We start from the raw sequence: 21588 nt of genomic DNA on the forward strand, positions 1-21588 counted from the left end.
TGATCTATTATAGCGATACGGAAATAGCTCAATAACAAGGCTAAAATTATGATACATAGTTGTTCTATATAAATAATTTTTAACGTAGTTAGTGAGCTATTTAATACACTAGAATGATCATGTTTTTAATAAAATTGGTATTCCTTATAAACTAACTTTCATTATATTTTTTAAGTACCGTTTGTAAGCTATACACCAGTTCTTCAACTTCCAATAAATTACGACTATTGGGCATTTTTAAAAGCGCTCTATCAAGATTTTTAGCTGCATGTGCTATTTCATCTAATCCAAACATTTGTGCCGCACCGAGTATTCGGTGGCTGTCTTTTTGAAGCGCATCTAAATCTTTATTTATGAAATGCTGTGTTATGGTTTCATTTTCTAAAGTAAAACTTTGTTTAAAGCTAACCACTAAATCACTCATATCAATATCAACTTGATCTTGTGTCTCTATCAACGCTAAATGTTGAGAAATTGCTTTATAAAATAGTTTTTTGTCTACAGGCTTGGCTAAGTAGCCACTAAACCCTAATGCTAAATATTCATCCACCTCATGACTCATCGCATTGGCAGTCAAGGCAAAAATGGGTCGTTGAAAACCACATTTTTTTAATAACTGAAAAGCGGCACGCCCATCCATTACTGGCATTTGAATATCAAGTAATACAAGGTCTGGATCTTCTTGCAAACACTGCTCTACAGCTTGCTCTCCATTTTCTACTGCAATAACATCAAGCCCTAAAGAGCGTAAATAACGACTTATAAATCTACGGTTATCTGAGTGATCCTCAGCAAGTAAAACTCGACCATTTAATGCTTTATCTATAGTCAGTGGTTCTTTATTTTCGACAAAATTCGATTTTTTATCTGCTTCCACACAAGGTAAAAAGAAAGAAAACTGACTGCCTTTTTTATATTCGCTTTGCACACTAATATATCCGCCCATCATGGAAGCAAGTTGTTGCGATAAGCTAAGACCCAAGCCTGTTCCACCAAAACGACGACTTATACTATTATCTGCTTGGCTGAAGCATTCAAATATGAACTTTAATTGTGATGAGCTCATACCTATCCCTGTATCTTTAACGCTCAGTACTAACCCTTGCTCTGTTTTATTTAACGCGACAATTACCTGTCCTGAGTGAGTAAATTTAATTGCATTTGCACACAAATTAATAAGAATTTGCTTCACACGGGTTAAATCAAGTTTGGTATAAAACTCATCCCCTATTTGATTGTCTAAAACTAAGTGCAAATCTTTTGCTTTAGCTTGCATGCTAAACATAGTGTGCACATCACTAACTAATTGAACAATATCAAAACAAGAAATACTTAACTCTAATCTATTGGCTTCAATCTTACTCAAATCGAGCACATCATTAATTAAGCTTTTTAGATGATCGCTATGGCGTTGTATTATCTTTAGTTCATCTTGAAGCTGATCAGGCTCATAAAGCCCATTAATCAAGTCATCAGTTTGGCCTAGGATGGCCGTCAATGGCGTTCTAATTTCGTGGCTAATATTAGCTAAAAATTGACTTTTAACATCGTTCGCTTCTCTTAACTCTTGAGCTACCGCTTTTAGCTCTGAAGTCCGCTGTTCAACCTGCTCAGCAAGATACTGCTTTGCACGTTTTTCTGAACCGCGTCGATACAAGGCAACACCGGTCACGACTACCAAAAATAATAAGACAAAAATGAATATCGTCAACTGCGAACGTTGATTCATTTTTAGCTCTTGCACTTTGCGGTCTTGTTTTAATTCTTTAATTTCTTGGTTTAATTGCGTAGCCTTAAATTGCTTTTCTAACACAGCCAAAGCTTGAATAATGGACTCACTTCTTAATTTACGCTGCTCAATCTTATACCTTTCGTGCTGCTGCATAGCATTTTCGTAATTTCCAAGCGCCCCCTCTATTAAAGCATAAGTACCAAGCCCTTCTCGCATAATACGATCATTACTATGCTCTTTAAGTAACTCAAAAACGCGCTCAATGTTAATTTTTGCATCATCTAACATCCCTTTTACAAACAAAACTTTTGCTAAGGCATGCAGCGCACTTAGTTCTAAATTATGGTTATCAATTTTTAATGCGTACTCTATCGCTAAGTTTGCTTGCTCGTACGCTACATCGACCTTGTTTAAAGCAATATTTACATTTGCAAGGTTAGTGTACTGATTAGCTAGCTTATTAAAGTCATCAGCAGATAAATAATAACGCAATGCTAACTGATAATAATGCAGCGCTAAATCTAGCTGATTACTCTCAAAATACGCCACCCCTATATTGTTATGAACGATGGCAATACCGAGGTCATCCCCTATTTTTCGAAATATTTTTACAACATCCTGATAGATATTCATTGCATTTTCATAACGAGATAAGCGCATATAAACACCCGCTATGTTGAGTAAAATATCACTCTGATCTTGCTCACTACCGCCTGCCTCATAGAGCGCTTTTGCTTTTAAATAGTATTCAAGAGTCATTACCAATTTGTGCATTTCAAAATAAGCTAACCCTATATTATTTAATAAGTTAGCTTGTTCTAATGATTTATTTTTTAGCTTTGCAATATCAAGTGCACGCTCGTATTCAGCAATAGCGCGCTGAAACAAGCCCTGATAAAATAGCGTAACACCTTGCATTTTTATTGCACGGAAGTGTTCATTAGGGAGAAATGAATCGGATGTTTGTAGCTCAAGTAATTGAAAGTAATTTAACGCATCGCCGTATTTACCAATAGAAAGCGCTGTATCGGCAAGCTCTGCGTATACTATAACACGTTCTTGTGGAGTAACTTTTTGATCATTGAGTAGCGTATCTCCTAATTGAAGCTTTGCATCCCATTGCTTTTGTTCCTTCAATTCCTCTAAGATTGAAGTAACTTGTTGACCATAACTTGGTATAAAGAGCAAACTGCATACAATGAATAAGAGGCATTTAAGCTTGCCTTGCATAGTTTCAATCCTTCAAATTGTTACTTATAACAATGTAATTATTATCGAAGATACACTAATAACTAGGGCGTAAACAATGCTTAACCCACTGATAGACAAAATTTTTGACATAATATTAACAAAGAAGGTCTGGCAAGTTCATATTCTAGCATCAGAACTAATAAGCTGCGGTGCAGTAAAGTCATTGGATGAGAACCCTCAACGCGATTTATTTAAGCGTAACTTTTTAATCATGAATGCTTTATATCAGTTGCAAGAGCAACTACTCCCACAAATACTGTTAATCTCAACTTTACATATAGAACTCTTAGAAAAAAGTGTAAAAAACCCAATTTCACACAGAACAAGTTTGAGGGACTACTATTTAGATTGGCAAAATTATGACACTTCAACACAAGAAGTTGATGCACTATTAAATGGTTTTTGGGGGAAATTTGAACGCGAATATACTAGACCAACTTTAACGCAAGAAGATTATCACGCACTTACAAGCAAGTGGCAATTACCAAACAACTATACATTAAAAGAGTTACAAAAATGCTGGAGACAACAGGCACTGAAACATCATCCCGATAAGCCCGATGGCTGCGAAATAAAGTTTAAGCAAATAAAAGAGGAATACGAGCAGCTAAAAAATACTGCCCGTTAATGTGCTATTTAAGAATGTACTAGCGAGTAAGGCGACGAGCGCGTATTTTACGCCCTTTAATATTGCCTTCGGTTAGTTTACGAAGTGCCGGCTTTGATGAGTTACGTTCAACAGCAACAAACGCTACATTATCAAGTACGTTAATTTTTCCCACTTGACGACCTGCAACCCCATCTTTACCTGTTAAAGCACCTAAAATATCCCCAGCGCGGACTTTCTGCTTTTTACCTGAATCTATCATTAAAGTAACCATTTCAGGGCGGTAAGGCGGCTTGTCTAATAAATTAAACGGCGGCATTTGCTCAGGCGTAATATCACGTTCGTAATGTTCGCCAATTTGTGCAATTTTAAACGCTTCTGCTTCACCGTAAATCGAACATGCAATGCCCTTTTTACCAGCGCGACCAGTACGACCAACACGATGTACATGTGTTTGCGTGTCATGTGCTAAATGGTAGTTAATAACCATATCCATATCATCAATATCTAAACCACGTGCTGCAACATCGGTGGCAACAAGTATTGAAGCACTCTTGTTTGAAAAGTGAATTAACGTACGTTCACGATCGCGCTGTTCTAAATCACCGTGCAGCGCAACTGCGCTAAAGCCTTCGTCGGCTAAATCATCACATACTTGTTGTGTTTCTACTTTGGTATTACAAAATACAACACAGCTTTGTGGCGTAAATTTAAGTAGCAATAATTTAAGCGTTGGATAACGCTGCTTATTATTATCCATTTTGTAGAAGTACTGCTTAATTGTGCTCTTGGCTTGCTCTTCTTCTACTTTAACCATTTCTGGGTTTTTAAGTACACGCTTAGCAATTGCTTCTATAGCGCGTGGGAATGTTGCACTGAATAACAATGTTTGACGATTTTGTGGAATACGCTCAATAATTGCATCTAATGTGTCTTGAAAACCCATATCAAGCATTTGATCGGCTTCATCAAGTACCAACGTTTCAACATCATCCAAACGTAAAGTACCTTTACGAATATGGTCATCAACACGCCCAGGGGTGCCAACAATAATATGTGCGCCATGTTCAAGTGAGCCTATTTGTGGACCAATTGAAACGCCACCACATAACGTCAATATTTTAATGTTATGAATGCCGCGTGCTAATTTGCGCATTTCAACCGCAACCTGCTCGGCAAGCTCACGAGTCGGACACAACACTAACGATTGAATACGAAAGCGTTTTACGTTTAATTTAGCTAATACACCCAAACTAAACGCAGCAGTTTTACCTGAGCCGGTTTTTGCCTGAGCAATGATGTCTTTACCAGCAAGTACAGGCGGTAAACTTTGCGCTTGTACAGGTGTCATGTGGGCATAACCAAGTGTTGATAAGTTATCAACGAGTCCAGCTGGTAAAGCCAAAGATGAAAAAGCAGTTGAAGTCACAATAAATTCCATAGCAATAAAAATAACATGGGAGAAAACCCCACTGAATATGCCGCTAATAATAGCAGAATTCGTAATTGGCAACCATGAACAAACACATTATAAATGTAGGTTAATAATAGTAGTTGAAAATGATAGTAGTTTTCATTAAGATCCCGATTGTTTTTTACATAACAGCTCTGGAAGCAATAAATGAAACTGAATCCTCTTTACATAGCACTATTGGCAAGCATTACAACAAACGTATCTGCAACCACTACCGATCTTGAACACATAGAAGTAAAAGGTAGTTACTTTAATGACTACAAAGTAGATAACGCTAATGGTGCAATGAGAACATCAGCCTCATTACTTGAAACTGCACAATCTGTCACTGTAATAACGGATACTATTGTTAACGAGCAACTAGCCACAACCCTTGGCGAAGTGCTTACCAATGACGCAAGCTTAACTGCAGGCTCGCAACAACGTAACCGCGAAGTATTTAATTTACGTGGCTTTGAGTTAAGCTCATCAACAGGTTATTTACGCGACGGGCATCAGCATTGGTCACACTACCAACAACCAATCGAAATCCTGCAGCAAGTAGAGGTTATTAAGGGTCCATCAAGCATTTTATATGGTCAATCAGGCCCAGGTGGCTTGGTAAATATGGTAACCAAAAAACCAACTGCACAAACATTATTTAATGCCAGTGCCGATGTAGATCAGCATGGTTCTACTCGCTTTATGGTAGATGCTGCAGGCGCATTAACTGAATCGGAAGATTTACGTGCTCGTGGTATTTTAGTAAAGCAAGACGTTGACTACTGGCGTGAGTACCAAAATGGTGAAAACCGTGAACGCGACCGATTTTTAGGTGCTTTAGTTGTAGATTACGATATTAGCGACAACGCATTAGTACGTGTCCATTATGACCGCACAGATGATAAAGCAGGGTTAGATACTGGCGCTTGGATTGATGAAAATGCTAACGTAATTGGCGATGACAAAACAATTCGCGATATGTCTTGGGCATTTACCGATATAACGGTAGAAAACCTAGGTGTAGACCTAGAAGTATTTTTAACCGATAACTGGCAAGTAAAGCTTGGCTATAACGAACAAACGTTTGAACGCCAACGTTTTGAATCAGCACCTCGTAAACCTTCTTCTTTTACTGAAGGTGATAGCTATGAATCTCGCCCTTATGATCGTTTTGATGACTGGCAGTTTACCACTGCATTTATTGACTTTATCGGTGAATTTGAAACCGCAGGCGTTCAACACCAACTATTGATTGGTGCAAATTCGCTTGATTATTACTATGGTCAATTACGCACTTCTAGTGACTCTATTACCTACTCTGCTGGCCAAATTGAGCCAGCTCGCCCAGACGTGAGTTACACAACAGATACAACCAAACGAGAATCTAAATATGACTTCTATGGCGTTTATTTCCAAGATTTGATGACATTCACACCAGAGTGGCAAGTATCTGTCGGTGGTCGATTTGACAAACAAAATAAAGAAGGCGCAGACAATGAGTCATTCGTGCCTAAATTTGGCGTGTTATACCACCCGAATGCTTCAGCAACTATATATGGTAGTTATTCTGAAGGCTTTGAACCACAAAGTAGTGATACCTTAATCAATGAAAATGATGCCAATAACGGCATGAAACTTGATGCTGTTACTTCTGAACAAAAAGAAATTGGTATAAAGTGGCAACTGTTTGATGATCGCTTAATGCTAAGTAGCGCGCTCTTCGATATTAGTAAAACAGGCACCCTGATCACTGAGCAGTTAGATAATCCAGTGGGTAATATTGAAACAATCACAACACAGGCCGGTGAACAACGCCACAAGGGTTTTGAACTAAGTGCACAAGGCGCAGCCACAGATCGTTTATTTGTTATGGCATCAACAATGTACATTGATGCTGAATATGTTCAAGGCAACGCACGTCCAACAGATACACCAAAATGGTCTGCATCTCTTTGGACTCGCTATGAGTTAAACGACGCCATTGCATTTAATGCCGGTGCTTTTTATGAAGGCGAACGTTTTGCTAATAGTAATAACACCATTACTAAGGACGCGTATACCCGCGTTGATATTGGTGCAACTTACAAATTTAATATAAACAATACTGATATCAACCTACGTTTAAACGTTAAAAACTTATTTGATACCAATTATCTTGCAGGTGGCGGCACTAATAACGTAACTGTTGGCGAAGGTACTAATCTTCGTTTAGCAGCGCAATTTAGCTTTTAAATTAAAGTGTTAAAATATAGCCCGCGTACATGTACGCGGGCTTTTTTATATCTAAACATTTATACCTAACAGTATTAAATCTATTACCAAGCCTATTCATCTCATCTATTTTTTATCATGTTTATTACATGTTCTAATAGTGTTAAATATTAAAAAGGCCTTCCAATATGAAAAAATTGATTACCGCACTGCTGCTTACTAGCAGTCTGACTGCAAACGCAAGCAACACGGAATTTACGCAAAAACAATTACAACAAATAGACGAAGTACGTACCTCTGCACTCAATAGTGATTTAAGTTATAAATTACTAGAGTCGTTAACAACTGAAGTAGGCCCACGCCTTCCTGGTACAGAAAATGATAAAAAAGCCGTTGCATGGGCACAAGAAAAATTTAATGAACTGGGTTTTGATAAGGTATGGCTAGAAGAAGCAACTTTCCCTGAATGGCGCCGCTTCAGTGAAAGCGGTAAAATTCTTTCCCCGAGTGAACAAACACTACATTTAACCGCACTTGGTCATAGTGTGAGCACACCAAAAGACGGTATTACTGCTGAAGTTATATTATTTGAAACCCTTGATGAGTTGATCGCAGCCCCAGCAAATAGCTTGAAAGGTAAAATTGCCTATATTAACTACCGTATGAACCGCGACATTGATGGTAATGGTTATGGCCCTGCCGTTCGTGCACGTTCAACTGGTTCTGTGGAAGCCGCTAAAAAAGGTGCAATTGGTTATATGATGCGTTCAGTCAGTACTGCGCATCACCGTTTTGCGCATACTGGTGGTAGCCACTATAAAGACGGCGTAACAAAAATCCCTAACGTAACGATTGCCAATCCTGATGCTGACCAAGTTGCTCGCCTCATTGCGCTGGGCAAAAGCGTTACTGTAAATATTAATGTGCAAAATGAAGATCGTGGTCAAGGCACTGGTTATAACGTTATTGGCCAATTTAATGGTACCGAAAATCCCGAGCAATATGTGTTAATAGGCGGGCATTTAGATTCTTGGGACTTAGGGACTGGCGCATTAGATGACGGCGCAGGCGTTGCACTAACAATGGCAGCAGCAAAACATATTAGCGATGTAAAACGCACTAAACGTAGTATTCGCGTGGTGCTTTTTGCCGCTGAAGAACTCGGTCTCTGGGGTGCTAAAGCTTACTTTGCACAGCACAATAATGAGCTAAACAATATAGTTGCAGCCGCTGAGTCTGATTTTGGTGCCGATGTTGTATATGCTTTTGAATCGAATGTAAGCGCAGAGTCACTGCCTGTAGTGCGCGCTATAGCAAAAGAACTTGCGCCATTAAATATTGAGTATATTGGTAGAAACCAAGCGAATGGTGGCCCTGATCTAATTCCACTTAAAGCAGCAACGTCAGCGCCTATTTTTGAACTTGCGCAAGATGGAACAGATTACTTTGATTACCATCACACAGCCGACGATACGCTTGATAAAGTAACACCCGCTAAGCTTCGTCAAAATACCGCTGCATACGCTGTATTTGCTTTAATGGCTGCCGATGCTAAAACAACGATTAAGCCTAAAGCTCAAAATAAATAACCTGAACTCTGATTAAATAGTAACAGACATACTTACTTACAGTTTGTAGCTTTAACTAACACGCTTCTTGTTTTACCTTTAGGTAATTAAACAAGGAGCGTGCTTTATGTTGCTTTTCAATACCAGCGAATCATTTCCACATTTTACACAACCAATACGCTGCCCCGACTGTCAAAGCGATACCTACCATTTAGTGAATAAAAGCCGCTACCTACGCTTTATTATTTTACCTATGCTTACCTTAAAATTGAGTTATAAACGCGAGTGCTATCAATGCGGAAAAAGCGAACCCGTTAAAATAACGCAACTACCGTTAATAGAAAAACTCAGCCTACCTAAATACTTTATTGGTGTATTTTTATTACTTTGGATTGTTTTATTTTTTTATCAGCAGCACCTTAATAGCGAGACTCGAAAGAAAAGCTATTTAAATACGCCTAAAATATATGATACCTACTTAGTACACGCCGACAAATTTACACACGAGCCCTGGACCCTAACCAACTTAAAAATTGCTCAAGTGTTAAGCGTTGACGAACAATTTATTACCTTTCAGATAAGTAACTACAGCTATAAACGTAATAATAGTATTACTTTAGCAATGAGAACTAGCCAACTAATTCAAGACAATTACTTTTCCACTAAAACAATCACCCTGCCTCGTGATGAAGTAAAGCGTTTGTATAAAGATGAAGCTATTTACGACGTGCTGCGCCCTTATGCCAACATCCTTTATGGTGGGTTTGTGATGCATCCTCCTAAACCTAAGCCACTATATAAGGGCTTAAAGCTCGATAAAAACAATCAACAAGGCATTATTTATTTTAAAGATGGATTATTTAACGAAGCACTTGATAGCTTTAAACTCGCTGCTGAATCAGGCTCTCAGTGGGGACAATTGAATTTAGCGCAAATGTATCGCGATGGACAAGGAACTGATCAAAGCTATCAGCAGGCTATTTATTGGTATAAGAAAGCAATTGAACAGAAAAATACCAAAGCACAATTTGAATTAGAATCTCTTTGTAAAGTAGCTAACTGTGAATGAGTGAATTTCAATATAGCTGGCGCAGCAAATACGCCAGCTATAAATTATTTTTTAAATAGCTTTGTGTAAGCTACATGCATAAGCACAACAACTAAACCAGCAGCAACACCTAGCAAACCATCAAATATTAGTGGCGCTAATATTTCTCCTGTGCCGCCAGCAACCGACTGAGCATAGCTTGTTACATCCAACTGTTTATGATGCAACACATTAATACCATGAACCAAAATACCGCCACCCACTAAAAACATCGCGATTGTGCCAGCAAACGCTAAAAACTGCATTAGCCTAGGTGCGGCAGCGAGCAAACCTTTACCTAGTAACTCTTTAAATTTATTAGCTTTCACCTTAGATTGGTTGAGTAAATAAAGCCCTGCATCATCCAATTTAACAATACCTGCAACTAAACCATACACACCAATAGTCATTACAATCGCAATCACGCATAGCACTAATGCTTGATTTATTAATGTCGCACCAGCCACTGTACCAAGTGTAATAACAATAATTTCAGCAGAAAGAATAAAGTCAGTTCTAATTGCGCCTTTTACTTTTTGTTTTTCATACTCAACTAAATCTAATTTTTCATCTTCATCTACTGCTTCATCATGATCAGGTAAAAACTTAGCAAATACTTTTTCCGCTCCTTCAAAACACAAAAATAAGCCGCCAATGATTAAAAGCGGCGTTATTAACCACGGTAACCACACACTGATTAGTAGTGCAGCTGGAACGAGTATCGCTTTATTCAAAAATGAGCCCTTCGCCACAGCCCAAACAACCGGTAACTCACGCTCAGCGGCAACACCTGTAACTTGCTGTGCATTAAGTGCTAGATCATCGCCCAATACACCAGCCGTTTTTTTAGTTGCCACTTTACTCATAGTCGCAATGTCATCGAGTAAGGTTGTAATATCATCTAGTAATGTTAAAAGATTAGTGCCAGCCATACAGCTTCCTAGCTCAAAAAATATTGCTGTAAACATAGCGTAAAGCGCTGCTTTCACCAACGGTTAATTTTATTTTGTTATTCTCTTATTAGAATTTAAGTGGAGGCCAGTTAAAGACGTTTATTTTAAAAATCAAAGGAAGTGAAAATGAAACTGCACTTAGCATTTATAATAAGCTTGCTTAGCTTAATTGCATGCAGTGACAAACAACTAAGTACACTCTATTCTTGCGATGCAAACACACTCATTATCAAGCCTATCAACGATGAAAAAGCAAAACTCACTTTTAATAATCAAACATACTCTCTCAACTATGAAAAAAGTGCTTCAGGCAATAAATACATAAACGGAAATATATTATTTTGGAGTAAAGGAGATAATGCAATGTTGATAATTGCAGGGAAAAAGCATCAGTGCAGCATTAATTAGTGGCGAACTAACAACCTATTAAAAATACTGCTACACTCAATAAAGTCTTAATTTTGCTGATGAAGTTATGCGTTCGATTGCCATAAAACATAAAATAATCTTAGCCTTTTCCGCCATTGGGCTATTAATGCTAACCAGTAGTTTGTTTTTTTACTGGTCGTTAAATCAAATTAGTACAACTACTTTGCGAATAGAAACCCTCGCAGTTCCTACGCAGCAAGTAAGTAAAGATTTAAGATTATCGCTCCTTTCAATTACCAAGTTTAATGCTCTCGCTTATAGTCAAACTAAACCTGACTTACTATTACTAAATAAAACTCAAGCGCTCGCAGAACAAAAACAATTTTTAGTAATGCTAAATACGCTTAAACCTCAACTAGTGCAGCAGCAAAGCATGCAAACTCTGCTGGCTACAACAACTGGTAACTTTAATAAGTTAAATGCAATAAGTGCAGCAATGTTTACTGCCAAAGAGCAACGCTTTAAAGCACAAAGTACCACAGCAACACTCATTAAAAAGTTTGGCGAGCAACTAAGTAACTTGAGTAATAACTTACTTGATATAGAGCTATTAACCGTTCCTGAAAAGCAACAACCCCTACTTAATTCTATGTTTGGCACAGCAACGCGTATTGATGATTTACTATTTAACTTAAGTAACAACATTAAAAACATTACACAAACAACCAGCACTGACGAGCTAAACAACCTCCAGCAAGATACCTCTTTTTTACTAGATAATATTGAGCCTAACTTTAATTATTTAGAGCAACAGAGCACACCTTTTATAAATGATCTAAATGTCGCCCAGCTAATCACTCAGTTTAAAGATTTAAGAACCTTATTAAATGGATCAAGCGGTATTTACACCGAACAAAATAAAACACTCGAAAACAAAACTGCAGCACAACAAAGCTTTGAACGTTTTCAGCAGGAGTTTATAAATATTGAGAACCAGCTGCTTAAACTAAATGAGCTTGCCGATGAACGCTTTAATCTTCTTCAAGATAATGCTAAGTCAGCGATTAGTGTGGGGTCAAAATCAGTCATCATCACAGCCCTAATACTCATTGCTTTGCTAATTATAATTTCTATTTTTACAACCAACGCGATGCTTAAACCTCTTAAAAAAGTAAATCGTGACTTAACACGTATTGCCTCAGGAGATTTTTCTAAACGCAGCCATCCCCGTAGTAAAGATGAATTTGGTACTTTGTTTAACAATATAAATAAGCTTAGTGATGACTTAAGTCATTTAATAAAAGCTATTAGTAACGATGCGCATGAACTGGATAAATCGGCCATTCAAACCAGTGAAAAAGGCCAACAAATGACCATAGTTGCACAGCAACAATTAGAACGTAGCGCACAAGCCACCGCCCTTGCACAAAACATGTTAACCAACTCACAAGCGGTTTATGAACAAGCCGATAACACATCAAGTGAAATAACTAACGCCTCACAGTTTGCTAATGACGTAAACCAAATTGCAAATCAAAATAGCCTGAGTATTGAGGCACTATTGAGCCGTTTAGATAAAGCAGTTAGTAGCACAGAAGAGCTTGCTGAATTTACCGATCTCATTGGTGCCATTGTCGAGACAATTAGTAGTATTGCTGAGCAAACAAACTTACTTGCGCTCAATGCTGCAATAGAAGCAGCAAGAGCTGGTGAAAACGGACGAGGATTTGCAGTTGTCGCTGATGAAGTTCGATCACTAGCTGCGCGTACACAAAGCTCAACGAGCGAAATAAATACCATGATCCAAACATTACAACAACATACTAAAACAACACAAAGTGAAATTAACGATGGTCAACAACAGGCTAAACAATGTGTTGAAAACAGTACTGAACTAAACCAGGCCGTGGAGCGTATCAAGAGTACATTACTATCGGTTAATCAAATGAGTGAGCAAATTGCAAACGCCTCGCATGAACAATTGACTAATAGTAACGATATTCAAAAAATAATGGCAAAGGTAACAGAGCAAGCCACCTTAAATGCCAACAACGCAACAACCCTAGCAAGCGAAAGTGAAGACGTAAATCAACTTGCACACTCCTTAACAAGTGCCGTAGAGCGCTTTAAGTTTTAAGTGCAAGTAATGACTTGCCTTGCATGAAATGGGTATAATACTTTAACTCTTTTGCTTAATAGCGGCCCACAATGAAATATAAAGATCTACGTGATTTTATCGATTTGCTTGAAAAAAAAGGCGAACTTAAACGCATCACCCAAGAAATCGACCCGTATCTTGAAATGACTGAAATATCTGATCGCACATTACGTGCTAAAGGCCCTGCGTTATTATTCGAAAATCCAAAAGGCTACAATATGCCGGTGCTTACCAACTTATTTGGTACACCAAAACGCGTAGCAATGGGAATGGGCCAAACAGAAGTTAGCGAGCTACGTGAAGTAGGTAAACTACTCGCTTTTCTAAAAGAACCTGAACCGCCAAAAGGTATTAAAGAAGCACTGGGCGCTATACCTATATTTAAGCAAGTGCTTAATATGCCTGCAAAAGAAGTAAAAAAAGCACCTTGCCAACAAGTTATTTTAGAAGGTGACGATGTAGATTTAACTAAATTGCCTATTCAGCATTGCTGGCCAGGTGATGCAGCGCCATTAATTACTTGGGGCCTTACGGTCACTAAAGGACCCTATAAAAAACGCCAAAATCTGGGTATTTATCGCCAGCAATTATTAGGAAAAAATAAAATAATTATGCGTTGGTTGTCACATCGTGGTGGCGCGCTTGATTTTCAAGAATGGTGTAAAGAAAACCCAGGGCAACCTTACCCTGTATCGGTAGCACTAGGTGCCGATCCGGCCACTATATTAGGTGCCGTAACGCCTGTACCTGACACTCTAAGCGAATATGCATTCGCTGGCTTATTACGTGGTAGCAGAACCGAAGTTGTAAAATCTATTTCAAATGACCTACAAGTCCCTGCCAGTGCTGAAATAGTACTTGAAGGTTACATAATGCCTGGTGAAATGGCGCCAGAAGGTCCTTATGGTGACCATACCGGTTACTATAATGAAGTAGATGACTTTCCAGTAATGACGGTCACTCACTTAACGCATCGTAAAGATCCTATTTATCACAGCACATTTACTGGCCGTCCGCCTGATGAGCCTGCTATTTTAGGTGTGGCACTTAATGAAGTGTTTGTGCCGATACTACAAAAGCAATTCCCTGAAATTGTCGACTTTTACCTTCCGCCTGAAGGGTGCTCATATCGTATGGCGATTGTAACAATGAAAAAACAATATCCTGGCCATGCCAAGCGCGTGATGATGGGGGTTTGGTCGTTCTTACGTCAGTTTATGTATACCAAGTTTGTAATTGTGTGCGATGACGATATTAATGCCCGTGATTGGGAAGATGTTATTTGGGCTATAACAACCCGAATGGATCCTGCTCGCGATACAACATTAATAGAAAACACACCTATTGATTATCTCGATTTTGCATCGCCAGTCTCTGGCCTTGGTTCAAAAATGGGAATGGATGCTACCAATAAATGGCCTGGCGAAACCACCCGCGAATGGGGCGAGCCTATTGTTATGGATAAAGACACCAAAGACCGCGTAGATGATATTTGGGAAAGCCTTAATATTGTTTAAGTGTTTATATGTAAGTACATAACAGGCTATAAAATAACCCTGCAGATATGCTAGAATCGAGTCATTCGATTGCGTATCTGCTGTTAAAAGCGCTGCTAAAAGGTAAAAAATGCAAACATTAAAAGCTGAAGTTGTAGCTATCAGCCCACTTACAGAATTTGTTCATAAAGTAATTTTAAAGCCACAACAACCTGTGACCTTTGAAGCAGGCCAATACATGCAACTGGTATTGGGTGAAAAAGATAAGCGTGCTTTTTCTATTGCTAGCCGCCCTTCGCAATGTGACGAAATAGAACTGCATATTGGCGCATCTGGTGCCGACTCTTATGCAATGCAATCGCTAGAACATTTACGAAATGCGCATAGCAACGAGCAGCTAGTAGATATAGAGGCTGGACTTGGTATTTCGCAATTACGCCTGCAATGTAAGCGTCCTATTATTTTGCTTGCTGGCGGTACTGGTTTTTCATACGCCAAATCAATGGCTGATCATTTAGCTGAAATTAAATGCGACCGCCCTGTGCTGTTTTACTGGGGTGCAAAAGAAGAATCAGCATTATACGCACATGCAGAAATGCAAGCGTGGGCCGATAGCCACAAAAACTTTGAGTTTATTCCTGTGGTAGAAAACCCATCTGCTAATTGGCAAGGTCATACTGGCTATGTACATAAAGCAGTAATGCAAGATATCGTATCCCTTGCACCATACGATATATACATGGCTGGGCGCTTTGATATGATAGGTATCGTCCGTGATGATTTTCTAGCACATGGTGCAATCCGCGAAAATATGTACGCCGATGCATTTGCGTTTATCAAATAATTGAAATGAACTTTCAGTTATAAATAAAGGCACTTGATCGGTGCCTTTATTTTTATAACAACAAATATTTAATAGTTAAAACCTATCAACCTCATCAATATAAACAATTTCCTAAATTCCTATCTATAAACCATACTTTGTATAGAACATCAGCGGGAGAGACCCAAATGCTAAATACACAAGTAAAAGATTTTATGCAGCGTAAGCTGCCAAACATAACACCGGATACAGAAATGACCACAGCCATAGCAGAACTACAAAAATTTAAACTGCTTGGTGCACCAGTGTTTGATAAAGATAAATGCCTAGTAGGGTTTATTTCTGAGCAAGAGCTTTTAAAGCCACTGACACAAAGCAGCTATTTTTGTGATGGTATGGTTAAAGTTTCACAGCTGATGCAAACAGAAGTAGTTACTGTTAGCGGCGACACCAATATTATTGAGCTTGCAGAGCAAATGCAGCCTGGTAAACCAAAAAATTACCCTGTTGTAGATGGCATTAAAGTAATCGGCATGATCAGCCGAGCTGATGTACTTAAAGCGCTTTACGATAACTACATGAGCTGCCAAACACACTAAATTTAAGTTCCAGATACAAAATGCCGCTTATATAAAGCGGCATTTTTAATACTCTTAAATTAACGTGCGCTAACGAGTGCTGAAAGCTCTTTTTTGTCGCTATCGCTTAAAAATGCTATTTCTAATGCATTTGCTTGCGCTTTTTCCATATCAACTTGAGATAGGCCAGCCTTAGGCGCTGCAACGACATACTCATATTCAATTTCAATTCCTTCAACCGCAGGGTCATCAGTATTAATACACGCTAAAATACCATGATCTAAAAACTGTTTAAGCGGGTGTTTAGCTAAATCGTTTACTGTGCTGGTTTGAATATTACTTGTTAAGCACGACTCAATACCAATACGGTTATCGCGTAAATAATCCATTAGTTTTGGATCTTCAATTGCTTTAACGCCATGCCCTATTCGGCTCGCACCAAGTTCATTAATTGCTTGCCAAATACTTGGGGCACCGAGCGCTTCACCCGCATGAATAGTCGATGCTAAATACGCATTTCGTACTTGCTTAAAGTGTTCTACAAATAGCTCACCCGGAAAACCAATTTCGTCACCGGCTAAATCAACAGCGACTAAATCATTTTTAAATGCGAGTAATGCATCAAGCTCTTTTTGACACGTTTTCACGCCATAAGTTCGTGACAAAATACCAATCAAGTTAGCTTTTATATTCACGCCCTTTGTTGCTGATTTAATACCATCAACAACCGCCTCTACAACCCCTTCAGGATGTAAACCTTGGCTTTGCGCCATATAATAAGGGCTAAACCGAAGCTCAACGTAATCAAGGCCTTGAGCTTGTGCGTCCTCAATGTTTTCAATTGCAATACGTCTGCATGCATCATAATCGCCAAGTACGGTGACACCCCAATCTAATTTTTGTAAAAAAGCCATAAGGTTTGGCTCGGGGTCAATAACTTGAACATGAGGAATGAGTGCCTCAACGGTATCTGCTGGTAGCTCTATATTAAACTGACGACCAAGTTCTAATATGGTTTGCGCACGTACATTACCGTCTAAATGACGGTGAATATCTAGCAAAGGTAATTTTCTATTTATCATAATAGCAACCCAGTTTAGTTAAATTTGCGCGCATGATACGCAGATAGTGTTATTTTTCAAGTTTATATGGTTTGCAGTAAACTTAAGCGGTCATATGTCTGCTTTTTATGCAAAAATAACGCAACTTATCGATTAGACAAGTGATGCCCTATGCCCCAAAATTAAAAACCTACCGAGGGCGACCATGCAGAAATAGCATAACTATTTATAGCAAGAAGAGGGTTACTAAAATATCCAGTAAAGAAATAAGCACAAGCTAAGCTAGAAATTAATAATAAAAGCTTTTCACTGCTTGTGCTTCCAAACTACAAAAACACTATGTAGCTATTTATTGATACAAAACGAGCGCCTTTTCTGCTTGTGCACTGTTTTTATAGCTTAATGCTGCTTGTTGGGAGAATTGCTTTTTATTCTCTGGATTTAGCGCTTTATCAAACACTCTGGCAGCAAGATCGTAATCACCTTGTGCATTGGCAAGACAAGCAAGCCCTAACAATAATGCATTATTATTGTCATCTTTTTTAAGGCGTTCCTGAATACTTGTTTGCAACTTAATTGCATTGCCATTAGTTGCACCGTTTAATATAAAAGCAAGTTGTTCGTGTTGGTCATTATGTTTAACCATTTTAATTAAATCGCCCTCAACCTCAATAAGTTGACCTGCCGAAGCCATTGTCGCCAAATAAGCTGTGTGTGCGTAGACTTGTAGCTTTTTAGGTAGTTGTTTATATTTACTCGTAATTTTATCAACTGGCTGAGCCGAAAAGTAAGCACTAAAAACACGCGTCCATTGCTCACTTGAAAATACTTTTTGGCGTAGCAATCGTGGTAAAAACTCTTCTAAAGCACTAAAGTGCTGTTGTTGCACTAACACCTCGGTATACAGTTTTAACTCAAGTGCAGTCGCTTTTTTAGATTCAGCACTCACACGCATTTGCGATTCAATCGCACTGCTGTCACCACTTGCCAACCATAACTTTGCTACTTTTAATTGATGCTCTGGGCTTATTTCAAATAAACGCTCAAGTGCTTTATCTGTTTGATTATTAGCAAGCGCTGCTTTGGCAAGTAATGCTAAGCGAATATCGTCAAACTTATCTGGTACGCTATTGCCCGATAAAGCCTGCTCTACATGCTCATAATCATCGTTAATAGCACTCCACAAAGCCTGCTCAATAGCTGCTTGTTTGCGCTCTTGGCTACGTGCAAAAAAGCCATGTTTAGTGTTGTGATAAATCGATAACAAATAACGTATTAGCTTGTATGTTAAATATAAAACAATAGCTGTAACTATCGCCATAATACAAAACGAAACTATCGTTCCCTCTATCGTTGTATTGTTAAATGAAATAAGCACGTAGCCTTTTTCATCTAATGCAAACGGGGTAATCGCTATTACAGCAACAATAGCGACAATTAATATAATTAACCCTATCATTGCGCCCACTCCTTAACCTTTTGTGTACTTTGCAGTGTTACTTCTGGATTAAAGTTAAGCTGCTCTTTTTCAAGATTTGATAACGCTTTGAGTACTGACTTAGTTGCATCATCGCCTTGTTTGAAGTATTCAGCCACTAAGCGTTTTGCCTCGCTCAAAGCGTTAAAGAAAATACTTGCCTGCTTACTCATTAGTGCATCTTGTGCTTGGGTAAGATTAAGTTTAATACGCTGATTAATTAGATGGCGCTCTTGTTCGGTAAGTAGTGGCTCAATAGAAACGCCCTCATGCTGACGAACAGTGATGAAACTATCAACAATCTTATTCCAACTATTGCTTAAATTTTGCTGCCAATCACTCACATTATCACTTAAAGCATTTTCGTCAATTACAGCGGCTTCTTGAGGTAAATTAACGGCGTTAAATACTAAGTCATCAATACTTGTTAGCACACTGTTTAGCTGTAAATAAATAGCCTCTGTTGCAACAGGTTTAAGGCTATCAAGTGTTTGTATGTCTTGCATAATAGCTTGGCGAACTTCAACTGTACCTGGGTGTTCACTAAGCAATGCGTCTAAGCGTTTTAAAACTGCACTGGTGCCTTGGTAATCTTTCTCAGCCCATAACTTAAACTCAGCCATACGTTGTAAGCTGGTTACTTCTTGTGGGTTTAAAGACGAGCTTTGTTGCTGCGCTTTTTGCAAAGCTGCTTTTAGTTCTTGCTGATTTTGAGCGGCACTTTCACTTAGCGCTGCGGCAATTTTTTTCTCGCTATTAAACAACGCTTGTTGAAAATTAGATTGGGCTGACTTAAGTGCTTGCAGCTCTTGAGTCAGTAACTTATTTTGCTCATTCAAGTCATTAACCGCTAGGTTTTGCGCTTTACCAGCATTTAATTTTTGATAAAAATCGTATCCAACACCAGAAGCGACAATAAGCGAAACAAGCAGCGCAAGTGTTGCCACCTTACTCACTTTTTGTTTATTTCTGTCTGCGGCATTTTTTGCAGTGACTGGCTCTTGCTTAGTTGACTTGGCTGAAGCCGTGCTTGCTGTTGTTGGTGTGTTTTTTTCTGTCGTTATCGACTTTGACTGTTCGCTCATGGTGCTACCTTGCTGATTAATGCAGGCAAACATAGCGTCATCGCTAGCTCCTGCTGCAATATGTATATTAGCCAAGCTTACTTGTTGCTGTTGTAAATAGGCGGCTATGCGCTCGCTGGCAACATAAAACTGACACTGTTGTAACCATTGTTTTTGTGGTGCAGCGAGGGGAGTAAAAATGGCATCGACTGCTGCATTACTTGTTATGACTATACCGTGTACATTATTGCTTTGCCAGTGGTCTGTCCAGCTATTAACTAGCCCACTCACTGGTTCTCGTTTGTATACGACGCAATTATTTAAAAATGCACCACGCTCTTTAAGCACTTTAGCTATATCAGGGCGACCACCTTGCCCTTTAACTAATACTATATTACTGCCATCAACCTCAGCAAGTGACTTTAGCGCCAGCAAACCTTCAGAATCATACTGCTTAGGTATCGCGGCTCGCACACCAAATAACGCGTATATTGTGTCGGCAGTTTGCTGCCCTACCGCATAAAACTGCGCTTTTGTATTTATATTTGGCTTTAATAGTGCAAGAGCATTAACCGCATCTTGCGAAATAAAAATAATTTTATCTGCATTTATTAACGGACTAAGCTGCGTGTTAGAAGGGGTTAAATAAGCTATTTTTAATACAGGGAATAAAGACGCCTGATAACCCGCTTGCTCAAGTTGCTGGGAAAGAGATACGCCTTTTCCTTCGGGCCGAGTTATCAGAATATGTGGCATTACGCGTCTCGATATACTTCAGCTAAGATTTTATCTGCACCTTGCGCAAGTAATTTTTTAGCAAGCTCAATGCCTAATATTTCTGCGTCATTTATATGACCGGTTACTTCGTCACGTAAAATTTCGCTACCATCAATTGCGCCAACTAAACCGCGTAAATGTACCTGTTCGCCATCAACTAATGCATAAGCACCAATAGGTACTTGACAACCACCTTCTAAGTGACGATTCATCGCACGTTCTGCATTCACACGAATACGTGTCTGCGTATGCTCAAGTGGGGCAAGTAATGCTTTTGTTACTTCGTCATCGATACGACATTCAATACCTACAGCACCTTGACCATTTGCTGGTAACGACACTTCTGGCTCAATGTAATCAGCAATACGATCCTTCATTTCTAAACGAATAAGCCCGGCAGCCGCTAAAATAATGGCATCGTATTGGCCGTCATCTAATTTAGCTAAACGCGTATTTACATTACCGCGCAAATCACGAATATCTAAATCAGGGCGAAGTGCTTTAATTTGGCACTGACGGCGTAAACTAGAAGTACCGACAATAGCGCCCTGTGGTAACTCGCTTAAATTAGCAAAATTATTTGATACAAACGCATCACGCGGATCCTCACGCTCACAAATAGTATGCAGTGCTAATCCTTCTGGAAACTCTACGGGTACATCTTTCATAGAATGCACCGCAATATCAGCACGACCATCTAACATGGCTTGTTCAAGCTCTTTAACAAACAAGCCTTTACCGCCAATTTTAGCCAGAGGGGTATCTAATATAATGTCCCCTTGTGTCGACATTGGCACTAATTCAACACGCACATCTGCATGAAAATGCTCTAGTTGTGCTTTTACAAACTCAGCTTGCCAAAGTGCTAAAGCGCTTTTACGAGTTGCGATGCGTACTAATTTTGTTTTTTCTGTCATAAG

The 21588-nt window shown here is 38.9% G+C and carries 16 protein-coding genes; 9 read left to right on the top strand and 7 right to left on the bottom strand.

Annotation, left to right across the window (positions count from 1 at the left end):
- Positions 1-151 precede the first annotated feature (151 nt).
- On the bottom strand, positions 152-2962 hold the full coding sequence (locus ACJJVZ_RS19440) for an ATP-binding protein (protein WP_405602873.1): 2811 nt from the start codon (positions 2960-2962) through the stop codon (positions 152-154).
- Positions 2963-3038: 76 nt separating this feature from the next.
- Between ACJJVZ_RS19440 and ACJJVZ_RS19445 the strand changes: the two genes are divergently transcribed.
- A complete protein-coding gene (locus ACJJVZ_RS19445; RefSeq protein ID WP_405602876.1) occupies positions 3039-3611 on the top strand; it encodes a DNA-J related domain-containing protein in 573 nt (190 codons plus the stop codon).
- 19 nt (positions 3612-3630) lie between these two features.
- Here ACJJVZ_RS19445 and dbpA read toward each other — a convergent pair whose 3' ends face one another.
- Positions 3631-5019: an ATP-dependent RNA helicase DbpA gene (gene dbpA, locus ACJJVZ_RS19450; RefSeq protein ID WP_165743273.1), complete on the bottom strand. Its 1389-nt coding sequence runs from the start codon at positions 5017-5019 to the stop codon at positions 3631-3633.
- A 192-nt stretch (positions 5020-5211) separates the two neighbouring features.
- Here dbpA and ACJJVZ_RS19455 point away from each other — a divergent pair, with 192 nt between their 5' ends.
- The 3 genes from ACJJVZ_RS19455 to ACJJVZ_RS19465 all read left to right on the top strand — a co-directional run bounded on the left by ACJJVZ_RS19455 (position 5212) and on the right by ACJJVZ_RS19465 (position 9894).
- Complete coding sequence (locus ACJJVZ_RS19455) at positions 5212-7278, top strand: TonB-dependent siderophore receptor (RefSeq protein ID WP_405602880.1); 2067 nt, start codon at positions 5212-5214, stop codon at positions 7276-7278.
- Between the two features lie 167 nt (positions 7279-7445).
- A complete protein-coding gene (locus tag ACJJVZ_RS19460) occupies positions 7446-8846 on the top strand; it encodes a M20/M25/M40 family metallo-hydrolase (RefSeq protein ID WP_405602883.1) in 1401 nt (466 codons plus the stop codon).
- Positions 8847-8952: 106 nt separating this feature from the next.
- Positions 8953-9894, top strand: coding sequence for a tetratricopeptide repeat protein (locus ACJJVZ_RS19465; RefSeq protein ID WP_405602886.1), 942 nt, complete (start codon positions 8953-8955; stop codon positions 9892-9894).
- Positions 9895-9938: 44 nt separating this feature from the next.
- Here the strand turns inward: ACJJVZ_RS19465 and ACJJVZ_RS19470 are convergent, their stop codons facing one another.
- Entirely contained in the window at positions 9939-10844 is a 906-nt protein-coding gene (locus tag ACJJVZ_RS19470) for a DUF808 domain-containing protein (RefSeq protein ID WP_193155095.1), read from the bottom strand.
- A gap of 147 nt (positions 10845-10991) precedes the next feature.
- Between ACJJVZ_RS19470 and ACJJVZ_RS19475 the strand changes: the two genes are divergently transcribed.
- The 5 genes from ACJJVZ_RS19475 to ACJJVZ_RS19495 all read left to right on the top strand — a co-directional run bounded on the left by ACJJVZ_RS19475 (position 10992) and on the right by ACJJVZ_RS19495 (position 16310).
- Positions 10992-11273, top strand: coding sequence for an MliC family protein (locus tag ACJJVZ_RS19475; RefSeq protein WP_405602888.1), 282 nt, complete (start codon positions 10992-10994; stop codon positions 11271-11273).
- Between the two features lie 67 nt (positions 11274-11340).
- Positions 11341-13371 carry a methyl-accepting chemotaxis protein gene (locus ACJJVZ_RS19480; protein ID WP_182703153.1) on the top strand — a complete coding sequence of 677 codons (2031 nt, stop codon included), beginning with the start codon at positions 11341-11343 and terminating at the stop codon, positions 13369-13371.
- A gap of 71 nt (positions 13372-13442) precedes the next feature.
- Entirely contained in the window at positions 13443-14909 is a 1467-nt protein-coding gene (ubiD, locus tag ACJJVZ_RS19485) for a 4-hydroxy-3-polyprenylbenzoate decarboxylase (RefSeq protein WP_193155092.1), read from the top strand.
- A gap of 109 nt (positions 14910-15018) precedes the next feature.
- Positions 15019-15732 carry an NAD(P)H-flavin reductase gene (fre, locus tag ACJJVZ_RS19490; protein ID WP_405602892.1) on the top strand — a complete coding sequence of 238 codons (714 nt, stop codon included), beginning with the start codon at positions 15019-15021 and terminating at the stop codon, positions 15730-15732.
- A 167-nt stretch (positions 15733-15899) separates the two neighbouring features.
- On the top strand, positions 15900-16310 hold the full coding sequence (locus ACJJVZ_RS19495) for a CBS domain-containing protein (RefSeq protein ID WP_273046439.1): 411 nt from the start codon (positions 15900-15902) through the stop codon (positions 16308-16310).
- A 59-nt stretch (positions 16311-16369) separates the two neighbouring features.
- On the opposite strand, the gene add is transcribed toward ACJJVZ_RS19495, so the two are convergent.
- From add to hemC, 4 genes are all read right to left on the bottom strand, one after another.
- The gene (gene add, locus ACJJVZ_RS19500; RefSeq protein WP_193155088.1) at positions 16370-17371 is read right to left on the bottom strand and encodes an adenosine deaminase; all 1002 of its coding nucleotides are present in this window, start codon (positions 17369-17371) and stop codon (positions 16370-16372) included.
- A 328-nt stretch (positions 17372-17699) separates the two neighbouring features.
- Complete coding sequence (locus ACJJVZ_RS19505; protein ID WP_405602896.1) at positions 17700-18809, bottom strand: heme biosynthesis HemY N-terminal domain-containing protein; 1110 nt, start codon at positions 18807-18809, stop codon at positions 17700-17702.
- Positions 18806-20647: a uroporphyrinogen-III C-methyltransferase gene (locus tag ACJJVZ_RS19510; protein ID WP_405602899.1), complete on the bottom strand. Its 1842-nt coding sequence runs from the start codon at positions 20645-20647 to the stop codon at positions 18806-18808. Before ACJJVZ_RS19510 ends, ACJJVZ_RS19505 begins: the two co-directional genes overlap by 4 nt.
- A complete protein-coding gene (gene hemC, locus ACJJVZ_RS19515) occupies positions 20647-21585 on the bottom strand; it encodes a hydroxymethylbilane synthase (protein WP_405602901.1) in 939 nt (312 codons plus the stop codon). Before hemC ends, ACJJVZ_RS19510 begins: the two co-directional genes overlap by 1 nt.
- Positions 21586-21588: the final 3 nt, after the last annotated feature.

Source organism: Pseudoalteromonas sp. Ld19 (assembly GCF_045064135.1).
In the GTDB taxonomy this organism is placed as follows: Bacteria; Pseudomonadota; Gammaproteobacteria; order Enterobacterales; family Alteromonadaceae; genus Pseudoalteromonas; species Pseudoalteromonas aliena.

Excerpts from the sequence above, each read along its gene's own strand:
- ACJJVZ_RS19470 (WP_193155095.1), bottom strand. The coding sequence starts at position 10,844 with ATGGCTGGCACTAATCTTTTAACATTACTAGATGATATTACAACCTTA.
- ACJJVZ_RS19455 (WP_405602880.1), top strand. The coding sequence starts at position 5,212 with ATGAAACTGAATCCTCTTTACATAGCACTATTGGCAAGCATTACAACA.
- ACJJVZ_RS19505 (WP_405602896.1), bottom strand. The coding sequence starts at position 18,809 with ATGATAGGGTTAATTATATTAATTGTCGCTATTGTTGCTGTAATAGCG.
- ACJJVZ_RS19440 (WP_405602873.1), bottom strand. The coding sequence starts at position 2,962 with ATGCAAGGCAAGCTTAAATGCCTCTTATTCATTGTATGCAGTTTGCTC.
- ACJJVZ_RS19495 (WP_273046439.1), top strand. The coding sequence starts at position 15,900 with ATGCTAAATACACAAGTAAAAGATTTTATGCAGCGTAAGCTGCCAAAC.
- ACJJVZ_RS19465 (WP_405602886.1), top strand. The coding sequence starts at position 8,953 with ATGTTGCTTTTCAATACCAGCGAATCATTTCCACATTTTACACAACCA.
- add (WP_193155088.1), bottom strand. The coding sequence starts at position 17,371 with ATGATAAATAGAAAATTACCTTTGCTAGATATTCACCGTCATTTAGAC.
- hemC (WP_405602901.1), bottom strand. The coding sequence starts at position 21,585 with ATGACAGAAAAAACAAAATTAGTACGCATCGCAACTCGTAAAAGCGCT.
- ACJJVZ_RS19475 (WP_405602888.1), top strand. The coding sequence starts at position 10,992 with ATGAAACTGCACTTAGCATTTATAATAAGCTTGCTTAGCTTAATTGCA.
- ACJJVZ_RS19510 (WP_405602899.1), bottom strand. The coding sequence starts at position 20,647 with ATGCCACATATTCTGATAACTCGGCCCGAAGGAAAAGGCGTATCTCTT.
- ACJJVZ_RS19460 (WP_405602883.1), top strand. The coding sequence starts at position 7,446 with ATGAAAAAATTGATTACCGCACTGCTGCTTACTAGCAGTCTGACTGCA.
- fre (WP_405602892.1), top strand. The coding sequence starts at position 15,019 with ATGCAAACATTAAAAGCTGAAGTTGTAGCTATCAGCCCACTTACAGAA.
- ACJJVZ_RS19480 (WP_182703153.1), top strand. The coding sequence starts at position 11,341 with ATGCGTTCGATTGCCATAAAACATAAAATAATCTTAGCCTTTTCCGCC.
- ubiD (WP_193155092.1), top strand. The coding sequence starts at position 13,443 with ATGAAATATAAAGATCTACGTGATTTTATCGATTTGCTTGAAAAAAAA.
- ACJJVZ_RS19445 (WP_405602876.1), top strand. The coding sequence starts at position 3,039 with ATGCTTAACCCACTGATAGACAAAATTTTTGACATAATATTAACAAAG.